21 protein-coding genes are annotated in these 19279 nt (G+C 60.5%); 12 read left to right on the top strand and 9 right to left on the bottom strand.

Annotated elements, in window-relative coordinates; translation table 11 throughout:
* Window positions 1-45: 45 nt before the first annotated feature.
* The 3 genes from ACWPM9_RS07140 to ACWPM9_RS07130 form a co-directional block, all read right to left on the bottom strand.
* Window positions 46-468, bottom strand: coding sequence for a DMT family transporter (locus tag ACWPM9_RS07140; protein ID WP_428187323.1), 423 nt, complete (start codon window positions 466-468; stop codon window positions 46-48).
* A complete protein-coding gene (locus ACWPM9_RS07135) occupies window positions 468-935 on the bottom strand; it encodes a DMT family transporter (RefSeq protein ID WP_484757227.1) in 468 nt (155 codons plus the stop codon). The genes ACWPM9_RS07140 and ACWPM9_RS07135 overlap by 1 nt, the downstream gene beginning before the upstream one ends.
* A 162-nt stretch (window positions 936-1097) precedes the next feature.
* A complete protein-coding gene (locus ACWPM9_RS07130; protein ID WP_428187325.1) occupies window positions 1098-2954 on the bottom strand; it encodes an ABC transporter ATP-binding protein in 1857 nt (618 codons plus the stop codon).
* Window positions 2955-3357: 403 nt separating this feature from the next.
* On the opposite strand from ACWPM9_RS07130, the gene ACWPM9_RS07125 reads away from it, so the two are divergent.
* Window positions 3358-3819: a tRNA (cytidine(34)-2'-O)-methyltransferase gene (locus tag ACWPM9_RS07125; protein WP_484757226.1), complete on the top strand. Its 462-nt coding sequence runs from the start codon at window positions 3358-3360 to the stop codon at window positions 3817-3819.
* Window positions 3820-3828: 9 nt separating this feature from the next.
* Here the strand turns inward: ACWPM9_RS07125 and ACWPM9_RS07120 are convergent, their stop codons facing one another.
* Window positions 3829-4785 (bottom strand): flagellin N-terminal helical domain-containing protein, encoded by a 957-nt coding sequence (locus ACWPM9_RS07120; RefSeq protein WP_484757225.1) that lies wholly within the window; start codon window positions 4783-4785, stop codon window positions 3829-3831.
* A gap of 156 nt (window positions 4786-4941) precedes the next feature.
* Window positions 4942-5202, bottom strand: coding sequence for a hypothetical protein (locus ACWPM9_RS07115; protein WP_428187328.1), 261 nt, complete (start codon window positions 5200-5202; stop codon window positions 4942-4944).
* 170 nt (window positions 5203-5372) lie between these two features.
* Here ACWPM9_RS07115 and hemF point away from each other — a divergent pair, with 170 nt between their 5' ends.
* From hemF to ACWPM9_RS07100, 3 genes are all read left to right on the top strand, one after another.
* A complete protein-coding gene (hemF, locus tag ACWPM9_RS07110) occupies window positions 5373-6287 on the top strand; it encodes an oxygen-dependent coproporphyrinogen oxidase (RefSeq protein ID WP_484757224.1) in 915 nt (304 codons plus the stop codon).
* Window positions 6288-6373: 86 nt separating this feature from the next.
* Entirely contained in the window at window positions 6374-6649 is a 276-nt protein-coding gene (locus tag ACWPM9_RS07105; RefSeq protein ID WP_428187330.1) for a hypothetical protein, read from the top strand.
* Window positions 6650-6761: 112 nt separating this feature from the next.
* Window positions 6762-6947: a DUF1059 domain-containing protein gene (locus ACWPM9_RS07100; protein WP_428187331.1), complete on the top strand. Its 186-nt coding sequence runs from the start codon at window positions 6762-6764 to the stop codon at window positions 6945-6947.
* A gap of 10 nt (window positions 6948-6957) precedes the next feature.
* Here the strand turns inward: ACWPM9_RS07100 and ACWPM9_RS07095 are convergent, their stop codons facing one another.
* Genes ACWPM9_RS07095 through ACWPM9_RS07085 form a run of 3 tightly spaced genes read right to left on the bottom strand, consistent with a single transcriptional unit; the run spans window position 6958 to window position 9466 of the window.
* Window positions 6958-8208 carry a CCA tRNA nucleotidyltransferase gene (locus tag ACWPM9_RS07095; protein ID WP_484757223.1) on the bottom strand — a complete coding sequence of 417 codons (1251 nt, stop codon included), beginning with the start codon at window positions 8206-8208 and terminating at the stop codon, window positions 6958-6960.
* Window positions 8205-8846, bottom strand: a complete 642-nt coding sequence (locus ACWPM9_RS07090) for a CoA pyrophosphatase (protein WP_428187333.1) — start codon at window positions 8844-8846, stop codon at window positions 8205-8207. The genes ACWPM9_RS07095 and ACWPM9_RS07090 overlap by 4 nt, the downstream gene beginning before the upstream one ends.
* Complete coding sequence (locus ACWPM9_RS07085; RefSeq protein ID WP_428187334.1) at window positions 8843-9466, bottom strand: DUF1285 domain-containing protein; 624 nt, start codon at window positions 9464-9466, stop codon at window positions 8843-8845. The genes ACWPM9_RS07090 and ACWPM9_RS07085 overlap by 4 nt, the downstream gene beginning before the upstream one ends.
* A gap of 160 nt (window positions 9467-9626) precedes the next feature.
* On the opposite strand from ACWPM9_RS07085, the gene ACWPM9_RS07080 reads away from it, so the two are divergent.
* From ACWPM9_RS07080 to ACWPM9_RS07045, 8 genes are all read left to right on the top strand, one after another.
* Window positions 9627-10634 carry an AAA family ATPase gene (locus tag ACWPM9_RS07080; protein WP_428187335.1) on the top strand — a complete coding sequence of 336 codons (1008 nt, stop codon included), beginning with the start codon at window positions 9627-9629 and terminating at the stop codon, window positions 10632-10634.
* 23 nt (window positions 10635-10657) lie between these two features.
* A complete protein-coding gene (locus tag ACWPM9_RS07075) occupies window positions 10658-11578 on the top strand; it encodes a DUF58 domain-containing protein (protein ID WP_484757222.1) in 921 nt (306 codons plus the stop codon).
* Window positions 11575-14379: a DUF4159 domain-containing protein gene (locus ACWPM9_RS07070; protein WP_484757221.1), complete on the top strand. Its 2805-nt coding sequence runs from the start codon at window positions 11575-11577 to the stop codon at window positions 14377-14379. Before ACWPM9_RS07075 ends, ACWPM9_RS07070 begins: the two co-directional genes overlap by 4 nt.
* Before the next feature lie 9 nt (window positions 14380-14388).
* Window positions 14389-16458 carry a hypothetical protein gene (locus ACWPM9_RS07065; RefSeq protein ID WP_484757220.1) on the top strand — a complete coding sequence of 690 codons (2070 nt, stop codon included), beginning with the start codon at window positions 14389-14391 and terminating at the stop codon, window positions 16456-16458.
* Window positions 16459-16730: 272 nt separating this feature from the next.
* Window positions 16731-17234, top strand: a complete 504-nt coding sequence (locus ACWPM9_RS07060; RefSeq protein ID WP_484757219.1) for a hypothetical protein — start codon at window positions 16731-16733, stop codon at window positions 17232-17234.
* 82 nt (window positions 17235-17316) lie between these two features.
* Window positions 17317-17718: a helix-turn-helix domain-containing protein gene (locus ACWPM9_RS07055; RefSeq protein WP_484757218.1), complete on the top strand. Its 402-nt coding sequence runs from the start codon at window positions 17317-17319 to the stop codon at window positions 17716-17718.
* Complete coding sequence (locus ACWPM9_RS07050; protein ID WP_484757217.1) at window positions 17715-17981, top strand: hypothetical protein; 267 nt, start codon at window positions 17715-17717, stop codon at window positions 17979-17981. The genes ACWPM9_RS07055 and ACWPM9_RS07050 overlap by 4 nt, the downstream gene beginning before the upstream one ends.
* A 108-nt stretch (window positions 17982-18089) precedes the next feature.
* On the top strand, window positions 18090-18509 hold the full coding sequence (locus tag ACWPM9_RS07045) for a GNAT family N-acetyltransferase (protein WP_484757216.1): 420 nt from the start codon (window positions 18090-18092) through the stop codon (window positions 18507-18509).
* Here ACWPM9_RS07045 and ACWPM9_RS07040 read toward each other — a convergent pair.
* A complete protein-coding gene (locus ACWPM9_RS07040; RefSeq protein ID WP_484757215.1) occupies window positions 18480-19067 on the bottom strand; it encodes a GNAT family N-acetyltransferase in 588 nt (195 codons plus the stop codon). The two genes, ACWPM9_RS07045 and ACWPM9_RS07040, sit on opposite strands and share 30 nt — an antisense overlap.
* Window positions 19068-19279: the final 212 nt, after the last annotated feature.

Raw genomic sequence — 19279 nt, 5'->3', positions numbered from 1 at the left:
AGGGGCAGCGATGCCCCTTTTCTCATGGAGCGAGATCTCGCCCGCTCACTTTGAAAATCGCGTCAGATAAATGCCGAACAGGATCAGCGCCACGCCCACCGGCTGGCCGATGTGAAATCCTGCCGTTCCTCTCGCATAATCAATGACAAGCCCGGTGATGATCTGTCCGCCGATGATGAGAAGTGCCGAACGGTTGGCGCCCAGACGCGGAAATACATAGGAACTGATCGCCACGAACAGCGCACCGATAATGCCGCCGGAAAAGGCCCAGAGCGGCGTCGAACCGAGAAGGGCAATGCCCTCGCGATGCAGCGTGACGATATAGACCGACAACAACAGGAAGCCGATCATGTGATTCCAGAAGGAAGCACTGAATGCGCCGCTCTCCATGGTCAGACGCCCGTTCAATGAACGGCTCATGCCGACAGCAGCACCTCCTGCAAGCGCGATAATGACAGACGACAGCATCACGCCCCTCCCGAGAAGATGATCAGTGCACTACCGCCAATCACACAGACAGCCGCGATCAGATCGAAGCGGTTGAGCGCCCGTTTCGGTGTCCCGAACAGTCCCCACACATCGGAGAGGAGACCGAACAGGATCTGCCCCACGAGAAGGAGTGACAATCCGCCGGCCAGCGCCAGTTCGGAATTCACGGCAATGGAAGACAGCGCCACGGCAAACGCGCCCGGAGCGCCGCCGAAATAGGACCATAGGGGTGCCCTTTGTCCCGACACGCCCTTCGGCCCGCGCCGGCCGGCGATGGCCAGATTGCCCAGCACCAGAAAGAAGGCCGCAAGCGCGCCGACGCCGTGAACGATCCAGGACGCGGTAAACGGCGTGGTATAGGCCGCAAGACCGCTGTTGATCGTCACCATTAAGGCCAGCAGAATGCCGGCAAAGGCACCCCACAACCAGTCAGCATATCGCCGCATGAAATCAGGCTCCTGAATTGCGCGGGACCAACATCCCGGAACCGTCGCTTAAGCGACGACGGCCCGAAGGCCAATCGATATTTCTGCAGCTAGCCTATAGAAAAACTAAAACGCCCTGCCGTTTGACACCGGCAGGGCGTTCATCTGTTGGAGCGCGAAAGCTTATTCGGCCGCCGCTGTCTCGGCATCTGCCTCATCGGCCAGGAAGCCACCGGACTGGCGGTTCCAAAGGTCAGCATAGACGCTGGCATTGGCAACCAGTTCGGCATGGGTACCGGTCTCGATGATCCGGCCTTTGTCCAGAACGACCAGCCGATCCATTTGCGTCAACGTCGAAAGGCGGTGCGCAATCGCAATCACGGTCTTGCCTTCCATCAGCGAGAACAGGCTTTCCTGGATCGCCGCCTCGACTTCGGAATCCAGTGCCGAGGTTGCCTCGTCGAGGATCAGGACCGGTGCGTTCTTGAGGAACACACGGGCAATCGCGATGCGTTGGCGCTGTCCGCCGGAGAGTTTCACACCGCGTTCGCCGACCTGCGCATCCAGACCCTTGCGGCCCTGCATATCGACCAGGTCCTCGATGAAGTCCCAGGCATTGGCACGCTTGGCCGCTTCGATCACTTCCTCATCGGTCGCATCCGGACGACCATAGGCGATGTTGTCACGGATCGAGCGGTGCAGCAGCGAGGTATCCTGCGTGACCACGCCCACCAGCGACCGCAGGCTTTCCTGTGTCACCTCCGAAATGTCGTGACCATCGAGAAGAATGCGCCCTGCCTCGAGATCGTAGAAGCGCAGCAACAGGTTCATCAAGGTTGTCTTGCCGGCCCCGGAGCGTCCGACCAGACCGACCTTCTCGCCCGGATGGATCGTCAGCGAGAAGTCCTCGATGATGCCCTTGTCCTTGCCGTAATGGAACCGGACATGGTCATAGACGATGCCGCCATTGTCGACCTTGAGATCCTTGGCCTTCTCGCCATCGATGATGTCGTGCGGCTTGGTCATCATGCCCATGCCGTCATAGACGGTACCGATATTCTCGAACAGGCCGGACACTTCCCACATGATCCACTGCGACATGCCGTTGATACGCATGGCAAGACCGATCGCAATCGCGATCGCGCCGACAGAAATCGTGCCGCCCAGCCAGAACATGATGCTGAGCGTGGCAATTGAGAACAAGGCGATGGCATTGTTGATGTCGACCACGATGTTCAAAAGCGAAATCTGGCGCATCTGACGATGGACTGTGCCGAGAAAGGCATCCATGCCGCTGCGCGCATAGCTCTCCTCACGACCCGCATGCGAAAACAGCTTCACCGTTGCGATATTGGTGTAGCTGTCGACGATACGACCGGTCATCAAAGAACGCGCATCGGCCTGCTCGCTCGACAGTTGGCGAAGCTTTGGCACGAAATACCACAGGATCAGGCAATAGAACACGACCCATAGCGCCAGCGGCAGCACCAGACGCCAGTCGACAGCAAACACCAGCGCCAGCATCGAGACGAAGAAGCTGATCGCATAAACGAACACGTCGATGATCTTCATCACGGATTCGCGCACGGCCAGCGATGTCTGCATGACCTTGGTGGCCACGCGCCCGGCAAACTCGTTGGCAAAGAATGTCATCGAGTGCCGCAGCAGGAAGCGGTGCATCTGCCAGCGGGCAATCATGGGGAAACTGCCGGCCAGAACCTGATGCATGGTGATCGAATGCATGGCGCCCAGAAGCGGCAGGCCGACAAGCACCAGCAAGCCCATCCACAACAGCTTGCCGCTTTCATTCTGCATGAAGGTTGCCCGGTCGGCGGTCGACAGCCAGTCAACGATATTGCCGAGAAACTGGTAGAGGAAGACTTCGCCGACAGCGATCGCCATCGAGCAGAAACCCAGAAGAACCAGCCAGCCGGCAGTCGGTTTGGTATAATGCCAGCAGAACGCGACAAGCCCCTTCGGCGGCAGGTCAGGCTGCTCGGCAGGATATGGATTGATGCGATTTTCGAACCACGCGAACATTAAAATGCTCCAGTAAAATGACCGGGATCCGCTTCGAAGAAAGTCTGCCAATGCGAAAAACGCGCAGACGAAAGACGGACCTTGGCTGTCTTATATGCGAGGCCGTGTATCAGCCGCGCGACGAATCAATGGAAAAAACAGAAGAGAACGACCAGAGGTCGCCTAACTCAACAGCCTGGGAAAATCCGGCGGCGAGAGGCGTTTACAGTCGGAATTGATCATCGAAAGCCTCCCTTTGTGAGTGTTGAAGATCAGCACTTCTATCCCCGCGCATGTCATTTGAAAAGCCGCAATCGTTTGTCAGGCGGATTGAACGACGCAGAGCTGTTGCCGGAAGTCCACAGAAAGGCAATGGCGGCAACAACGACTTGAGGATGTTACCCCTGATCGCGTAACAAGGCGCATGACGAAACTCCGCATCGCCCTCTACCAGCCGGATATTCCCGGCAATACCGGAACCATCCTCAGGCTCGCTGCCTGCCTTGGCCTTTCTGTCGACATCATCGAGCCTGCCGGCTTCGACCTCTCCGACCGCAATCTGAAACGCGCCGGCATGGATTACCTGGCAGCAGCCAGTCTCACCCGGCACGTCAACTGGGATCGTTTCGAGGAATGGCGCGTGGCCAGCGGACGCCGTCTCGTCCTTGCTTCGACCAAGGCGGCGGTCCGGTATGCCGATTTCACGTATGGTGAAGATGATATTCTGCTGTTCGGCCGCGAGAGCGCCGGCGTCCCGGACCGTGTCCATGACAAGGCGGACGCCAGGATATTGATCCCGATGGTCGAGGGACAGCGTTCGCTCAACCTTGCAATGTCGGTTGCGATGATCACCGGCGAAGCCATGCGGCAGACCGGATTTCCCTGACGCAAACTGTTACATGAACAGAGTCAGCATCGACTTCATGTTGTTGGCAATGTTCAGCCCCTGCGTCTGCAGCTGCTGCTGAACCTTCTGAGCGGAGAAGCGCACGGCTTCTTCTTCCATATCCGCATCCACCAGTCGTCCGACACCGATTTCGGTGATATCCTGAAGGTCTCGCAGGAATTCACTGTTCTGGCTGATACGATTACTGGTCGCACCAAGGGCGGCTCCCGCATCGGTCAAGCCGGACATCATCGAGTTGACGGCAGAGAGCATACCGTCGATTTCTTCATTGGTCGTATTGGCATCCAGCTTGATTTCGCTCGAGCTCGCAGGTGCCGGCACCGTGGAGCCGGCATCCATCAGGTAATAGTCATAAGACGAACCGTCTTTGGTCGTTCCCGAATAGCTGCGCGTCAAGATGCCGTCGCTGGCATCCCCGGCACTCATCAAGGTGGAGGTAGCGGTATCGAAGTCGATCACGTTGACGGAGACACCCGCATCGCCGTTGTCGCTGACGGACGCGACCATGGATTCGACACCGGGCGTTTGCCCAGCATCGAGGTTCAGCCAGTTTTCGCCATTGAAGGACGAGGATCTGGCGACTGTGCCCAACTGCTCCTTGAGCTGGGTGATCTCGGCATTGATGGCGGTCTTGTCGGAGCCCACTGCCTTTGCCAGAACCAGCCGGGACTGAATTTCGCCAACGATATCGGTCGCCGCCTGCATGCCCAGAGCAGCTGTGTCCGAAAGTGCCGCAGCAAGTCCGGTCGCATCTTCCGCAGACGACAGGGACAGGTTCTGCGACCGCATGGAGGTTGCGATCGACCAATAGGCAGCATCGTCGGACGCCTGATTGACCTTCAGACCGGATGAAAACCGCTGCTGTGACTGGATGAGCGCCTTGTTCGAACCGGTGAGGAGCGACAGCGCGGACGACGCGGTAGAATTGACTGATACACTCGTCATTGCGGCTCCCCGACATTTACGTTCGACAGCGGCCCTAAATTAGAACCGTCACACATGATGCCAGAGAGGCTTTGCCGCACCGTTTAGGGAATTGCTAAAATTTTAGCAGATACGCATTTATTGAAGAAGTAGAGCCGACATGCACAATGGCATGCATCAATCTGCCGTTGGCAGGCGGCGCATGGTAAATTCGACCCGGTCGCCTTCAAGCATCCGCCAGCTCTCCACTTCGGTCCAGTAAGCGGCCTTGGGAAAGCAATCGAACCATTCGCGCGCCTTGGCTCTGGCCTCTTCCACGTCGAGGCAAAAGGTCTCGCGCACGAAATGTCCGCTGGACGTCTTGCTCGCGTCCAGCCTGTGCCGGGAGATCCGGCGTTTTAGCCCTTCAAAAGGCGGTGGCCCGGGTACTCTTGCCATAATACCAACCTCATCCATCTTGAGAATAGTGCCGTCTGACGCCATTTGCGAGTCTAATTTCGGGGGAAGAAAGCGCCCTTTTGCTGGTCCCGGCGAGAGTGAACTGATAAGCGAACCCTCATGCTAGGGGCGACCGCTAGGACCACGCTTTCGGCGTGACAGGGAATGACATGGAACGACCAGAACTGCCGATCGGCCTGCCGGCTGACATCGAAGACAAGAAGATTGCGGCGCGCACATGGTTTGAAACCCTGCGCGACACCATCTGCACGACCTTCGAAACCCTGGAAGACGAAGTCGCCGGCCCTCTGTCGGACCGTGACCCCGGCCGCTTCGTGCCGAAGGACTGGCAGCGCGATAATGGCGAAGGCGGTGGCGGACGCATGTCGATGATGGAAGGCCGCGTCTTTGAAAAGGTCGGCGTTCATACCTCCACGGTCCATGGCGAATTCTCGCCGGAATTCCGCCAGCAGATCCCCGGCGCCGAGGAAGATCCGAGATTCTGGGCCTCCGGCATTTCGCTGATCGCCCATCCGGTCAATCCCAATGTGCCGGCCGTTCATATGAACACCCGCATGGTCGTCACCACCAGCAACTGGTTCGGTGGCGGCGCCGATCTGACGCCGGTGCTGAACCGGCGGCGCACGCAGGAAGATCAGGACACACGTCTGTTCCATCGCGCCATGGAGATCGCCTGTAACCGTCACACTGCCATCGCCGACTACAATCGCTACAAGCAGTGGTGCGACGAATATTTCTACCTCAAGCACCGCAACGAACCGCGGGGCGTCGGCGGCATTTTCTTCGATTGGCTACAGACGCCTGAGGAAACCGGCGGCTGGAACGCGGACCTTGCCTTCGTCCAGGATGTCGGCCGTGCCTTCAACCTTGTCTATCCAAGGCTGGTGCGTGCCAATTTCAATCTGCCCTGGACTGAGGCGGACCGCGAGGAACAGCTGGTCCGGCGCGGTCGCTATGTCGAGTTCAACTTGCTCTACGACCGCGGCACCATTTTCGGCCTTAAAACCGGTGGGAATGTCGACTCGATCCTCTCCTCCATGCCACCAGCGGTGCGCTGGCCCTGATCACGCCGCAATTGCCGGGGAATACTATTTTGGGTGAAAGCCCATTGTATGCTATTTTTCTAATGTGAGTCGGGAGGAGAACTGACATGAGCACGAAAACTGGCATTGACCGGATCATTTCCGTAAGCGGAACGGATCGCGCAATGAACGCGCCGGAGGTCATAGACCGACTGGCCGAGCAACTACGGGCAAGTGGGGATATGGATCTACCCCACTCCTATTATGTCGAAGAGGTCAAGCTGAGGCTCGCCGGGCGAGATCTGCGCGACCGCGCAACGGCGAATGATGCCGAACGGATCATCCGCAGAGAAACGCGCGCATCCACCTCGTCCGTCTTTCATTCCTGGGCGATGCGAGACTAGATCGGGTCCCGAAACTTCAGGATGCCCTCATTTTTTGTTAGTATCGGGATCTTGCGTCCCTGCGCTTGCGTTGACTCTATGGACGTTGAACCCGTCAAAGAGGAGAAAAGCTATGAAGCGATATGAATGTGGTTCACTGGTTCCGGGTTGCGACTGGCACACCCGGGCAGACGAGGAGGCAGAAGTGGTGCGCCGTGCTGTCGAGCACATGCGCAACGTTCACGGCGAGACCATCATTCGTGAGAATATGGTCGAGAACATCAAGGCGCGCATTAGAAATGAAGCGAATGCAGCCTGACGTCTGATCGTCATTCCTCCCGAAAATCTTGCAGCCGGGCGATCAGTTTCGCCCGGTCAATGCTGAAATTCTTGTCCACCCATTCCGATTCAAGCGCCTTCAACACCGATCCCACTTTGGGTCCAGCGGCAAAGCCCGCCTCCAGCAGATCAGCACCGCTAAGCGGGAAGCCCGGCCGTTCAAAACCCTCAGCCCGTTTGAGCAGTCTGGAATAACGACCGACCTTTTCCATATCGGCGCTGCCTGTCCCGCCCCGTGCTGACGAAAGAGCAAGTTTCAGGCGGCTGACAATACCGTCACGCCCTTCCCGATAAAGCAGACGATCCAGTGCCGCCTCCTTCATGTCATCGGCAATGTCCGGAGCCTTGGCGAAACCGTCGAGCGTGGCCGTCTCTGCATTGGACAGGCGAAGCCGCCTGGCCATCGCCGCCAGTCTGTCCGCGTCGCGCGGCACAATCGCGGAAAGCCGCAACATGGGATCTGGGGACCAGCCAAGCGCCTCTTCGCAGGCCACCAGCGGCGCGATGGAATCGATGCCCCACTTCTCGGTCTCCGGAAGGATCGCAGTCAGGACGCCGGATTGGCGCATCCATAACAGTGCACGGCCCGGATCGCGCGCACCGAGCAGCTTCTTCATTTCAGCCCAGACCCGCTCTGCCGACAGCTGCCCCAGACGATCCCGCGCACGGGCGCAGGCCTTAAGCCCTGCGGCATCCGGACGACCGGAGCCATACCAGGCGAAGAACCGGAAGAACCTGAGCACCCGAAGATAGTCCTCGGCAATGCGTGCATCTGCATCGCCAATAAAGCGGATATTGCCTGCGCCAATGTCGTCCAGTCCGCCCACGAGATCGACGACCTCGCCGTCTGCGCCGACATAAAGCGCGTTCATCGTGAGGTCGCGACGCTGCGCGTCCTCATTCCAGTCCGCACCGAAGGCAACCTCTGCATGGCGCCCGTCGGTCGCAAGGTCGCGGCGCAGCGTCGTCACCTCGAAAGGCTTGCCATCGGCAACCAGCGTCACGGTTCCATGGTCGATACCGGTTGGAATAGCCTTCACCGCGGCTTTTTCCGCCCGCGCCATCACCTCGGCCGGCACCAGCGTCGTTGCAATATCGATGTCGCCTACGGCATGCCCCATCAGGCTGTTGCGCACGGCACCACCGACGATCCGGGCCTCACCACCATCCTCGTTCAACAATGCGAGCACCTTGCGCAGCGAAGGCTCGTTGAACCATGGCTGGGCAGAGAGATTGGTCATGCGTAGAGCCTTTCATAGAGCGTGCGCAGAATGCCCGCGGTAATGCCCCAGATATAATAGTCATGATAGGGCATGGTATAGAAATGACGGACTTTTCCCTGCCACATCCGACTGTCGCGCCGGTGATTGTGCGGGTTCATCAGGAACGATAACGGCACCTCGAACACCTCGTCCACTTCGTCTGGATTGGGCGTGATGGTAAAGCCGCGTTGCACCACCGCCAGCACCGGCTGAATACGAAAACCGGTTCCCGACAGATAGAGCGGCAACCGTCCGACGGTCTCGACGAAGGACGGATGAAGCCCGACCTCCTCTTCCGCCTCGCGTAATGCCGCGACCTCCGGTGTCGCATCCTCCTCGTCGATGCCGCCGCCGGGAAAGGCAATCTGGCCGGAATGCTTGCGCAGCGTCGATGTTCGCTGCGTCAGGATCACCTTGGCGTCTTCGCCATCACCATCGTCGACGATCCCGATCAGAACCGCTGCGTCCTTCAACCGGATACCTTCGATCTCGCGAATGCTTTGCGGGTTCAAAAGATGATCGCCGTGATCGCGCCAGGCATCCTCGACAGGCCCGCCCATCTGGTTGATGGCGCGTGCCCGGAATTCCCTCGCGGAGAAAAGACCGCTCTCACTCATCTGGAAAGCACGTCCAGTTCATTTGCCGGCATCACCGGGAACACGGCACCGCCGGAACGCACCGCAAACATGTCGACGCCGTCGACATCGATGGTCTCGCCCAGTTCGACGAGATCGTACATGACCGCTCGAGACACCAGTGCCTCCAGCCGCCCGCGGACGTGAAGATAGGGCTTCAACTCACTGTTTTCGCCCTGCATGACGAAGCGTAGCGGATGATCCGGGCCGGCCTCGATCACATCGCCGACATTGGTCCGGAAGGACAAAACCTGTCCGGTGCCCTCACCTGACACGCCCATTTCAACAGCGATGAAATGCGCGTCAGCGATGCGTATGCCAACCTTTTCCACAGGAGTTACGAGATAGGTCTTTCCGTCCTCATCCTTGCGCAACACGGTCGAAAACAATCGCACAAGCGGTGCCCGTCCGATGGGCGTTCCCATATAGAACCAGGTGCCATCGGCCCTGATCTCCATATCGATATCGCCGCAAAAGGGCGGATTCCAACGATCGATGGGCGGAAGTCCACGCTTATTTCCGCCGCTCTGTTCTGCCGCGCGCGAAATCATCGCGGCAAGATCGCCGGCATCTTTCGTCGCTTTCAGGGTCTCGGCTGCCATCTTTGTGTCCCGGTTGCTCACTAACGGTTGTCCCTCACGAGATAGTCATTCGAAACGCGCTTGTCAGCCGTCGCCCCGAGGATAAGCTAACTTAGCCGGTGAAAAACGAATAGCCGGCCTGATTCGCCGGAAGCGACGCCAACCAGATGGAGTAGAGCCAATGGGGATGATTACCACGCCGGACGTCCTGGACGAGAAAGCCGCAGTCGAGGCGGCAGAACTTGCCCTTGCCGATATCGCCGGCATCCGCCAGGAAGTCTCCAAGGTCATTTTCGGCCAGGAGCAAGTGGTGGAAAACACCCTGCTGGCCATCATGTCCGGCGGCCATGCATTGCTGGTTGGTGTTCCGGGCCTTGCCAAGACCAAGCTTGTGACAACGCTCGGCGCCGTGCTTGGCCTCGATGCCAACCGTATCCAGTTCACGCCGGATCTGATGCCATCCGACATTCTCGGCACCGAGGTCATGGATCAGGACGAAACCGGCCGGCGCTCCTTCCGTTTCGTCAAGGGACCGATCTTCGCCCAGCTTCTGATGGCAGACGAAATCAACCGAGCAAGCCCGCGCACGCAATCGGCCCTTTTGCAGTCGATGCAGGAATATCACGTTACCATTGCCGGCCAGCGCTACGATCTGCCGGCCCCCTTCCACGTGCTCGCGACCCAGAACCCGCTTGAGCAGGAAGGCACCTATCCGCTTCCGGAAGCCCAGCTCGACCGCTTCCTGTTGCAGGTCGATGTCGGCTATCCGGCACGCGATGCCGAGCGCCAGATCCTGCTCGATACGACCGGCATGGTCGACGTCGAGGCCCAGAGCGTCATCACCTCGGAGCGTCTTCTGGAGATCCAGCGCCTCATCCGCCAGATGCCGGTCTCCGATGCCGTGGTCGACTATATTCTCACCCTCGTGCGCGCCGCACGCCCCGGCCAGGGCGACAAAGAAACCGACAAGCATGTTGCCTGGGGTCCCGGTCCCCGCGCCGGTCAGGCACTGATGTTGTGCGTGCGTGCCCGTGCGCTTTACGAGGGCCGTCTTGCACCATCGATCGATGACGTGCGCGCACTCGCCGAACCCGTTTTGCAACACCGCATGGCCCTCAATTTCGCCGCCCGCGCCGAAGGCATGTCGGTGCGCGATCTGATTGCCGGCCTTGTGAAGCGCGTCAGCTGAAACAGGAAGCAAGGTAGACGGACATGGCATCCATCGGCCAGATCGTCGAGCAGACACCCGGACGCGATGCGCTCGCCAGAGCGCGTCAGCGCGCAATCCTTGTGCCGGATTGCATGGTCGAGGCGCGACGCATCGCCAATACCGTGATTGCCGGCTGGCATGGTCGCCGCAAACGCGGCATCGGCGAAAATTTCTGGCAGTTCCGCCCCTTCACCGAAGGCGAAAGCCTGTCGCGCATCGATTGGCGCCGGTCGGCCCGCGACGACCATGTCTATGTCCGCGACCGCGAATGGGAGGCGGCCCACACGGTCTGGCTCTGGGCCGACATGTCTCCGTCGATGATGTACAAATCGACGCTTGCCGACGTTTCCAAGGAAAGCCGCGCCTTGGTGCTGATGCTGGCGCTTGCCGAAATTCTGGCCCGTTCGGGCGAACGCATTGGCTGCCCTGGCATCATGGAGCCTGTCTCGGCGCGTAACGCAGCCGAACGGCTGGCGACGGCACTGATCCACGCGCCTTTGACCACGGGAATGCCGGATACCGTGATGATCCGCGGACTGAGCGATGTGGTGCTGATCGGCGACTTTCTCGATGACGCCGACACCATCATGGAGAAAATCGCACCGCTTGGCCGCCGGGGCCTGCGCGGTCATGTGGTGGAGATTGCCGACCCGGCGGAAGAAGACTTCCCCTATAGCGGCCGTACGGAATTTATCGATCCAGAAACAGGACAAAAACTCGTGTCAGGACGCGCCGAAGGTATTCGCGAAGAATACCGCACGGCCTATCTCGCCCGCCGCGATGCGCTGGGCGAGGCATTGCGCAGACAGGGCTGGAGCTTCGTGCCCCACCGTACCGATCAGCTTGCCTCGCAGGCGCTGGTGGCTGTGCATATGTATCTCTCCGGCATGGCACCGGGCAGCGAGCGGGGAAGTAGCCGATGAGTGGCCTGCCATTCGCCTTCGCATTTCCGGCAGCCCTTGCGGCACTGGCCGCCCTGCCGCTGATCTGGTGGCTGCTGAAGCTCACCCCGCCAAGCCCCAGGCATGAGGTCTTTCCACCGCTGAAGATCCTCGCTCACGTTCTGCGCCGCGAGGAAACGCCGGCCAAGAGCCCCTGGTGGCTAACCCTTCTGCGCATCGCACTTGCAACCGTCATCATCTTTGCGCTGGCCGACCCGATCCTCAATCCGCGCAATGATGCGCTCTCCACCGATGGACCGCTGGCGATCGTCATGGACAATGGCTGGGCAACGGCGGAAGACTGGGATCGGCGCATGCGCACGGCCCAGGCGCTGGTCGACGATGCCGAAAGCCGCGACATGCCGGTTTCCATCGTCCTCACCGCCGATCGCCTGAACGATGCAACGCCGTCGAGTGCCGCCATCGCCCGCGACAAACTCGCCGCCGCCCGCCCGCACCCGTTGCAGGTGGACCGCGACCGTGCCGTCACAGCGCTGGAAGCAGCCCTTCAGGGTACCCGCCCCGGAACGCTGGCCTTCCTGTCCGATGGCATGGCCGTGGGCGATGACGACAAAACCGTAAGCCGGCTGGCCGACCTGTCCCCGCACGAACTGCGCCTCATCGAAGGCGATGGCAGCGCAGCACTGGCCATTACCGGTGCCCTCAACGAAGCAGACAGCCTTGATGTCACCGCCACGCGCCTCAACAGCGGTGGCGCCCAGCGGATAAACGTCGATGCGCTGGACAGCCAGGGCCGCCAGATCGCCTCGGGCACGGTCGAATTTGCAAGCGGACAGTCCACCGCATCAGGCAAGATCGAAGCCCCCTTCGAGCTGCGCAATGATTTCGCCCGCCTTTCGGTCGCAGGCGTTTCCAGCGCCGGCGCAGTCCATCTGCTCGACGATGGCTTCCGCCGCCGCCGGGTGGCACTCTTGACCGGCGACAGCAGCGATGATTTTCAGCCCTTGCTGGCACCGCTCTATTATATCCAGCGCGCACTTCAGCCCTATGCCGACCTGATACAGCCCGGTGTGCCGGACCTCGCCGTCTCCATTCCGGAAGTCCTGCAGCAGAACCCATCCGCCATCGTCATGGCCGATATCGGACGTCTGCCGGAAAATGTGTATGAACCCATGCAGAAATGGCTGCAAAATGGTGGCACGCTGATCCGCTTTGCCGGACCGCGACTGGCAGCCGCGCCAAGCGACGATCCGCTGGTGCCGGTGATCCTGCGTCAGGGCGAACGCGAACTGGGGGGAGCGCTTTCCTGGGCCGAGCCGCAGCCGCTGGCTGACTTCCCCGCTTTCGGCCCCTTTGCCGGCATGGATCAGCCGGAGGGCGTGCTGGTGCGCCGTCAGGTACTGGCCGAGCCGACGCCGGATCTGGCCGAACGCACATGGGCCAGCCTTGCAGATGGCACGCCGCTGGTGACCACCCGCGAAACGGGCCGTGGCCGCATCGTTCTCTTTCATGTCACCGCTGAGGCGACCTGGTCCAACCTGCCGATCTCCGGAGAATTCGTCGAAATGCTGCGGCGGATCGTGCAACTGTCCAACGCGACCGCCAGCATCAGCGACAATGGCGCAAGGGCCGAGAGCCTGCCGCCTTACCGGCTCCTCGACGAACGCGGTGCGTTGACCGCTGAAACCGCAAGCGCCCGCCCGATCGAGACCGGAACCAACCGCCCGGTAGCAGCCACGATCGACAATCCTCCGGGCCTCTATGGCAGCGAGGATGGCTTTGTCGCGCTCAACCTTCTGGCACCTGCAACCGTTCTGCGCCCGCTTGACACTGCTGCCTCCATGCCCCTGACCAACGCACCGCTGATTGGCGCCGTCACCACGCCGCTGAAGCCCTATCTGTTCATGCTCGCTCTCCTGCTGTTGTTGGCGGACGGCATCATCGTCCTGTTCATGGGCGGCGCCTTTTCGCGCCGCGCGCGCTCGTCTGCGGCAACGGCTGCCATGATCGGTCTTGCCGTCGTGCTGGCCATGCGCCCGGATGTGGGCCTTGCAGACGACAGCCGCCCCGGCGACCAGCAGTTCATCGAACATCTCGACAACACCCGTCTCGCCTATGTGATTACCGGCGAAGACGATGTGGATCGCCTGTCCGAACGCGGCCTGATCGGGCTCACCGACTTCCTCACCTATCGCACCACGCTGGAACCCTCGGCACCGGTCGCACTCGATATATCCAGGGACGAGCTTGCCTTTTATCCCATCATCTTCTGGCCCATTTCCGCAACAGCGCCCATGCCGACTGCCGCCGCCATCAGCCGCATCGACGCCTATATGCGCTCCGGCGGCACGGTGTTCTTCGACACCCGCGACCAGTTCAGCTCTTTAAACGGCGGTGGCGGATCGAGTGCCAATGGCGACCGGTTGCGCGCCATCCTTGCCAATATGGACATCCCCCCGCTGGAGCCCGTGCCGTCAGACCACGTTCTGACCCGCTCCTTCTATCTGCTCAACAATTTCCCCGGCCGCTACAATGATGGCCCCCTCTGGGTCGAGGCCCGGCAGGAAGCGCGCAACTCCAATGCCGCCCTTTCCTCCTCGGGCGACGGCGTGACGCCGATCATGATTACCGGCAACGACATGATGGGCGCCTGGGCCGTTGACGATCAGGGCGCGCCGCTGTTGCCGACCGTTCCCGCAAGTGAACGCCAGCGCGAACTCTCCTACCGCTCCGGCGTCAACATCATGATGTATATGCTGACCGGCAACTACAAGGCAGACCAGGTGCACATTCCCGCTCTCCTCGAACGGCTTGGCCAGTAAGGGGGCGCAATGACAATCGAATTCTCCCCGTTCCTGCCCTGGTCGGCTCTGGCCGTCTTTGCAGTCCTTGGCATTCTGATATCGCTGGCCGGCCTGCGCTCGCATATCCGCGGCACGGTGGTGCGCCTTACAGCATTCGCAGCCCTGTTGCTGGCGCTTGCCAATCCGGTCGTGCTCAATGAAAACCGCGAGGCTCTGTCCACCGTTCTGCCCGTCATCATCGACCGCAGCCAGAGCCAGGATACGCCAGAGCGCGTGGCCATGACCGACGAGGCGCTCAAAGGTCTGCAGGAACGCCTTGCCCGCTTTCCCCAGATCGAGCCGCGCATTGTCGAGGTCACAGGCGCGCAAGATTCCGACACGCCGTCCACGCGGTTGTTCGAGGCCCTGTCGGCCTCCATCGCCGATGTTCCGCCGGCGCGTGTTGGCGGTGCTGTCTTCGTTACCGATGGCCAGATCCATGACATTCCCGCCAATGCCCATGCGCTGGGCTTCGACGCTCCTGTTCATGGCCTGATCACCGGTCGCGAAGGCGAAACCGACCGGCGCATCGAAGTCGTGCGCGCACCCCGCTTCGGCATTGTCGGCGAGGATCAGGAGCTGACGCTGCGCGTCTTCGACGACGGTACACCCGACACGGCGCCCGCAACTGTGACCGCCCGCATCAATGGCGAACCGGCCGGCACCTTGCAGGCGATCCCCGGCGAGGAAACGCCCTTCTCCTTCAAGGTGCCACGCGGCGGAAACAATGTGCTGGAATTCGATGTCGACGGCCTGCCCGGCGAAGTCACCGAGGCCAATAACCGCGCCATTCACCTGATCGAGGGCATTCGCCAGAACCTGCGCGTGCTGCTGGTGTCGGGCGAACCCCATGCCGGCGAGCGCGCCTGGCGCAATCTGTTGAAATCCGACGCCTCGGTCGATCTGGTGCACTTCACCATTCTTCGCCCGCCGGAAAAGCAGGACGGCACACCGATCAACGAATTATCGCTGATCGCCTTTCCCACCCGCGAACTCTTCGTCGAAAAGATCAATGATTTCGACCTGATCATCTTCGACCGCTACCAGCATCGCGGCGTGCTGCCGATCCTCTATTACGATTACATCGCTGAATATGTGCGAAATGGCGGCGCGCTGCTGATCGCGGCAGGACCGGAACATGCCGGCGAGGATTCCATCGCCATCACGCCGCTGTCCAATGTGCTGCCGGCCGCCCCCACCGGGGATGTCCACCAGGCCGGATTTTATCCGCGCCTGTCGGATATCGGCAAGCGCCACCCGGTCACCCGGGGACTGGATGGATCGGCTGCCGAGCCGCCAAACTGGGGTCGCTGGTTCCGCAGCGTCGATGTTGTCCAACCGGGCGGCGAAACGGTCATGACGGCGGCGGACGATCGCCCGCTTCTGGTGCTCAATCGCGAAGGCAAGGGCCGTGTGGCCATGTTGCTGTCCGATCAGGGCTGGCTGTGGGCACGTGGCTTCGAAGGCGGTGGCCCCCATGTCTCGCTCTATCGCCGCATCGCCCATTGGCTGATGAAGGAACCGGAGCTCGAGGAAGAGGCGCTGACCGCCAGGGCCAATGGCCGAAGGCTGGAAATCCACCGCCAGACCATTGGCGACGATCCGGGCGAAGCAACGATCGAATATCCCTCCGGCCGCACAGAGACCGTGCAGCTGACGCAAACCGAGCCCGGGCTGTTTACCGCCGAACGCCGCATGGAAGAAACAGGCCTCTTCACCGTCACCAACGGCGATTTCTCCGCGCTCGTCCATGTCGGCGCGGTGGATGCACCCGAATTCAAGGCCATGGTCTCCACCACCGACAGCCTGAAGCCCATCGGCGAGGAAACACGCGGCATTACCACCCGCCTCGACAACGGCAATGGCGGCCTGCGCCTCCCCGACATCCTGCCCGTCCGCGGCCAGGTCCGCGTGGCCGACAACCGCCGCCTCACCGTACGCATGACCGACGAAACCGTGCTGAAAAGCGTCGATACGCTCCCTCTGTTTACAGGATTTGCAGGACTCGGCGTACTGCTGCTGGCGATCTCCGCGATGTGGTGGCGTGAGGGGCGGTAATGGGCCTTGGGCGTGGAGTGAATACGCCACTCTGTGCGGGACCGTTGTTTACTTCCGGCCCCCGAACCAGCGCTCCTCGGCAAACGGAGGGAACACGTTTCCGAATGCTGTGATGGCCCCAAGGGTACGCCTGCTCCACGTCTGCCAGTAAAGCGAATTACACGATGTTCACGCACCTCAGCCTTGCGTGCGAACCACATTTCTTCCCGCGATAGTTGATTGATGCGCCTGAATGGTGCTTGATGGAGTTGATGGGGGAGTGGGGGGCGCGCATGAAGACATTGGTTGTTCATTTCACGAGCGGCTTCACTGACGGCCCTCCGGGGCTCGACAAGCTCGGCACGAAGAGAAAATCAGTGAAGGAAGCAGCCTTTCAGCGAATTCATTGCCGTCTTCTGCAGATCGGAAAGATCTGCCAGAACGGCGAGTGGCTCGGATTGAGCCACCTGCAAGAGCCTGCACATTCCAGGTCCATTTACCCGCCGCGGATGTTCGGTGCCTTCCTGAGTGACCTTGACCACCGCGACCAGGGAGACTGCCTCTCATTCGCCGGCCTTGCCCAGCTTTCGGACCAGGATCCTGAAGGGTATTTCACGCGCTACGATGCTCGCCTGGAAGATCTGCACTGCGCGGTTCTCTTCACTTTGCTACCGTCGCCCCGTCTTGTGGTCTTCGGGATCGGCGACAAGACCCACATTTCCGGCCTGCTTTACACCTTACGGTCCGTCGAAACAGCAAAAGAGGTCATTGCCGCCGCACGTGCGCTCCGCACGTAATGTTGACTTGCAAGGCAACATCCTCTATCTGTTGTCTTGGAAGGCAACACTTGATGTGTCCTTCAGAACAAAGGAGGCGTAGATGCCTTACGCAGATGCTGTAGCAAAAACCGCCGCAACGACCTTCTATGCCGAGAAGGACGACGCGCCGGAAAAGGGTGTCGCCAAGGCGCTTATGGCGCCAGGTGACGAGACGCGATTCGACGCGATGTTCGACACGATGTCGCCAGATGAACGCAAGGCGATGTTCGACGGCATCGGAAAGGATGTGGCCCGTGTCGCAGGTGCGCAGGCACTTGCCTCCATGCTCCGCGATAGCGGGTTGAGCGGTCGGGAAATCGATGCCCGTTTCGGCTATGATCATGCCGCTTTGTCACGCACGGCAAATGGGAAATCGGTTTCGGGTCCGACGCTCTGGCGCCTTTACGCACTGGCCGAAGCATTGGGATTCGACATCGAGTTGAAGGTGACCGAGCGGAAATGACCAACGCCGAAGCTCTCGCCTCGTTGCTGGTAATGCTGCCCGCAATCTGGGCTGCGGTGCATCTGGGCCTGTCCCGGTTCGCCGAGCTTCGCTCCGACCGTCTTGAACGCCAAGGCGCGCCAGACTCCGACGTCACCATGCTGCGCAAACGCGCCCGAACCCTGCAGGATATGTCGCGGCTCATGCCGAACTGGATGCTGCTGATCCTGCTTTTTGCCCTCGTCTGGCGCGTGATCCTGCTCATATCGGACCTCGCCTGCTGAAGAAGTCCAGCTCACCGCTTCGATGACGCAAGCACTCCAAACACCGGTGCCTCATTATCAACCTCTCCCCACCTCGACACCCATTCCAAAACCACCTACACCTCCCCCATGCAGCCCAAACTTACCCTCACCCACACAGTCCCCGATGAAGACCGCGAGGCGATCCTTGCGGAATTGCTGGATTATAACAACGAGATCCTCGGCGAGAGTTCACGCGGCGAGATCTATATTCCGTTGAAGGATCAAGAGGGTGAGACCGAGGGTGGGCTGATTGGCTATATCGGCCGCGGCTGGCTTTATATCGAGCTTTTATTCGTGCCCGACCACCTGCGCGGCAAGGGACTGGCCGGCAAGATGTTGCGGATGGCCGAAGAGGAGGCGAAGGATCGCGGTTGCACAGGCGTCTATATCGACACGCTCAACCCCATCGCCCGCCGCGTTTACGAACGGCAGGGCTATGAGGCTTTCAGCACGCTGGACGGATTTTCCAGAGGCTCGTCACTGACCTGGCTCAAGAAGAAGTTCTAGCGGCGCGTCGATCACCGCGCGACTGCCCGTTGTCATCTGCGATGCGCGGGCATGCGCGTCCGGCCTCCAGGCAATCACGCCCTTCAACCGTGCATGCACATCATTGCCGATAGGCACCACCAGCACCCGGCCGGGGTCGACCGGACCTGGAAAATCAAGCGCCTTCCAGCCGACCTTTTCAAAACCGAGCGGCATGTAATAGGGCGGATCCCCGATCAGGATCACGGCTTCGGAGCCGGCCCGCCGGGCAGCCTCGATGGCAATACGCACCAGTTCGCGGCCAATGCCCATATTCTTGTGGGAGGGCCGAACGGCGAGCGGCCCGAGAAGATGGCCTTTCACGGCCCCTGCCATCACCGGCGTCATGATCACCGATGCGATCGTCTCGCCGTGATCGGCGCAAACGAAGGAGAGCGAGCGGTCATGCGGCCCCTGCTCACGAATGCGCGCTGCTGCCCGCGTGTGCCGGCCGGGACCGAACGCTTCTTCATTGATAATCTCGATGACGTCGTCATGCGACGCATCCTCGGTGAGGTAGACAAGGCTGTGGGTGTTCATGAGCGAGACCGTAAATATCAGGACAAACAAGACGACAGGCGGATGCAACGCGCGGGTGGCGTTCTCAAAGCATCAGCGTCGTCGAAGGGTCCTGAATACGGTCATGGGGTCGCTTCCATCGAAAAAGTGAAGGCCTCGATACCAGCAAATTTTCTTGCCGTCCAACGGAAAACGCACTGTTCATAGTTACGCCCCTCGCTTTCCTGAGCCAG

The sequence above is a fragment of the Agrobacterium sp. H141 genome (assembly GCF_057158725.1).
This window is presented reverse-complemented; position numbering and strand designations above follow the sequence as displayed.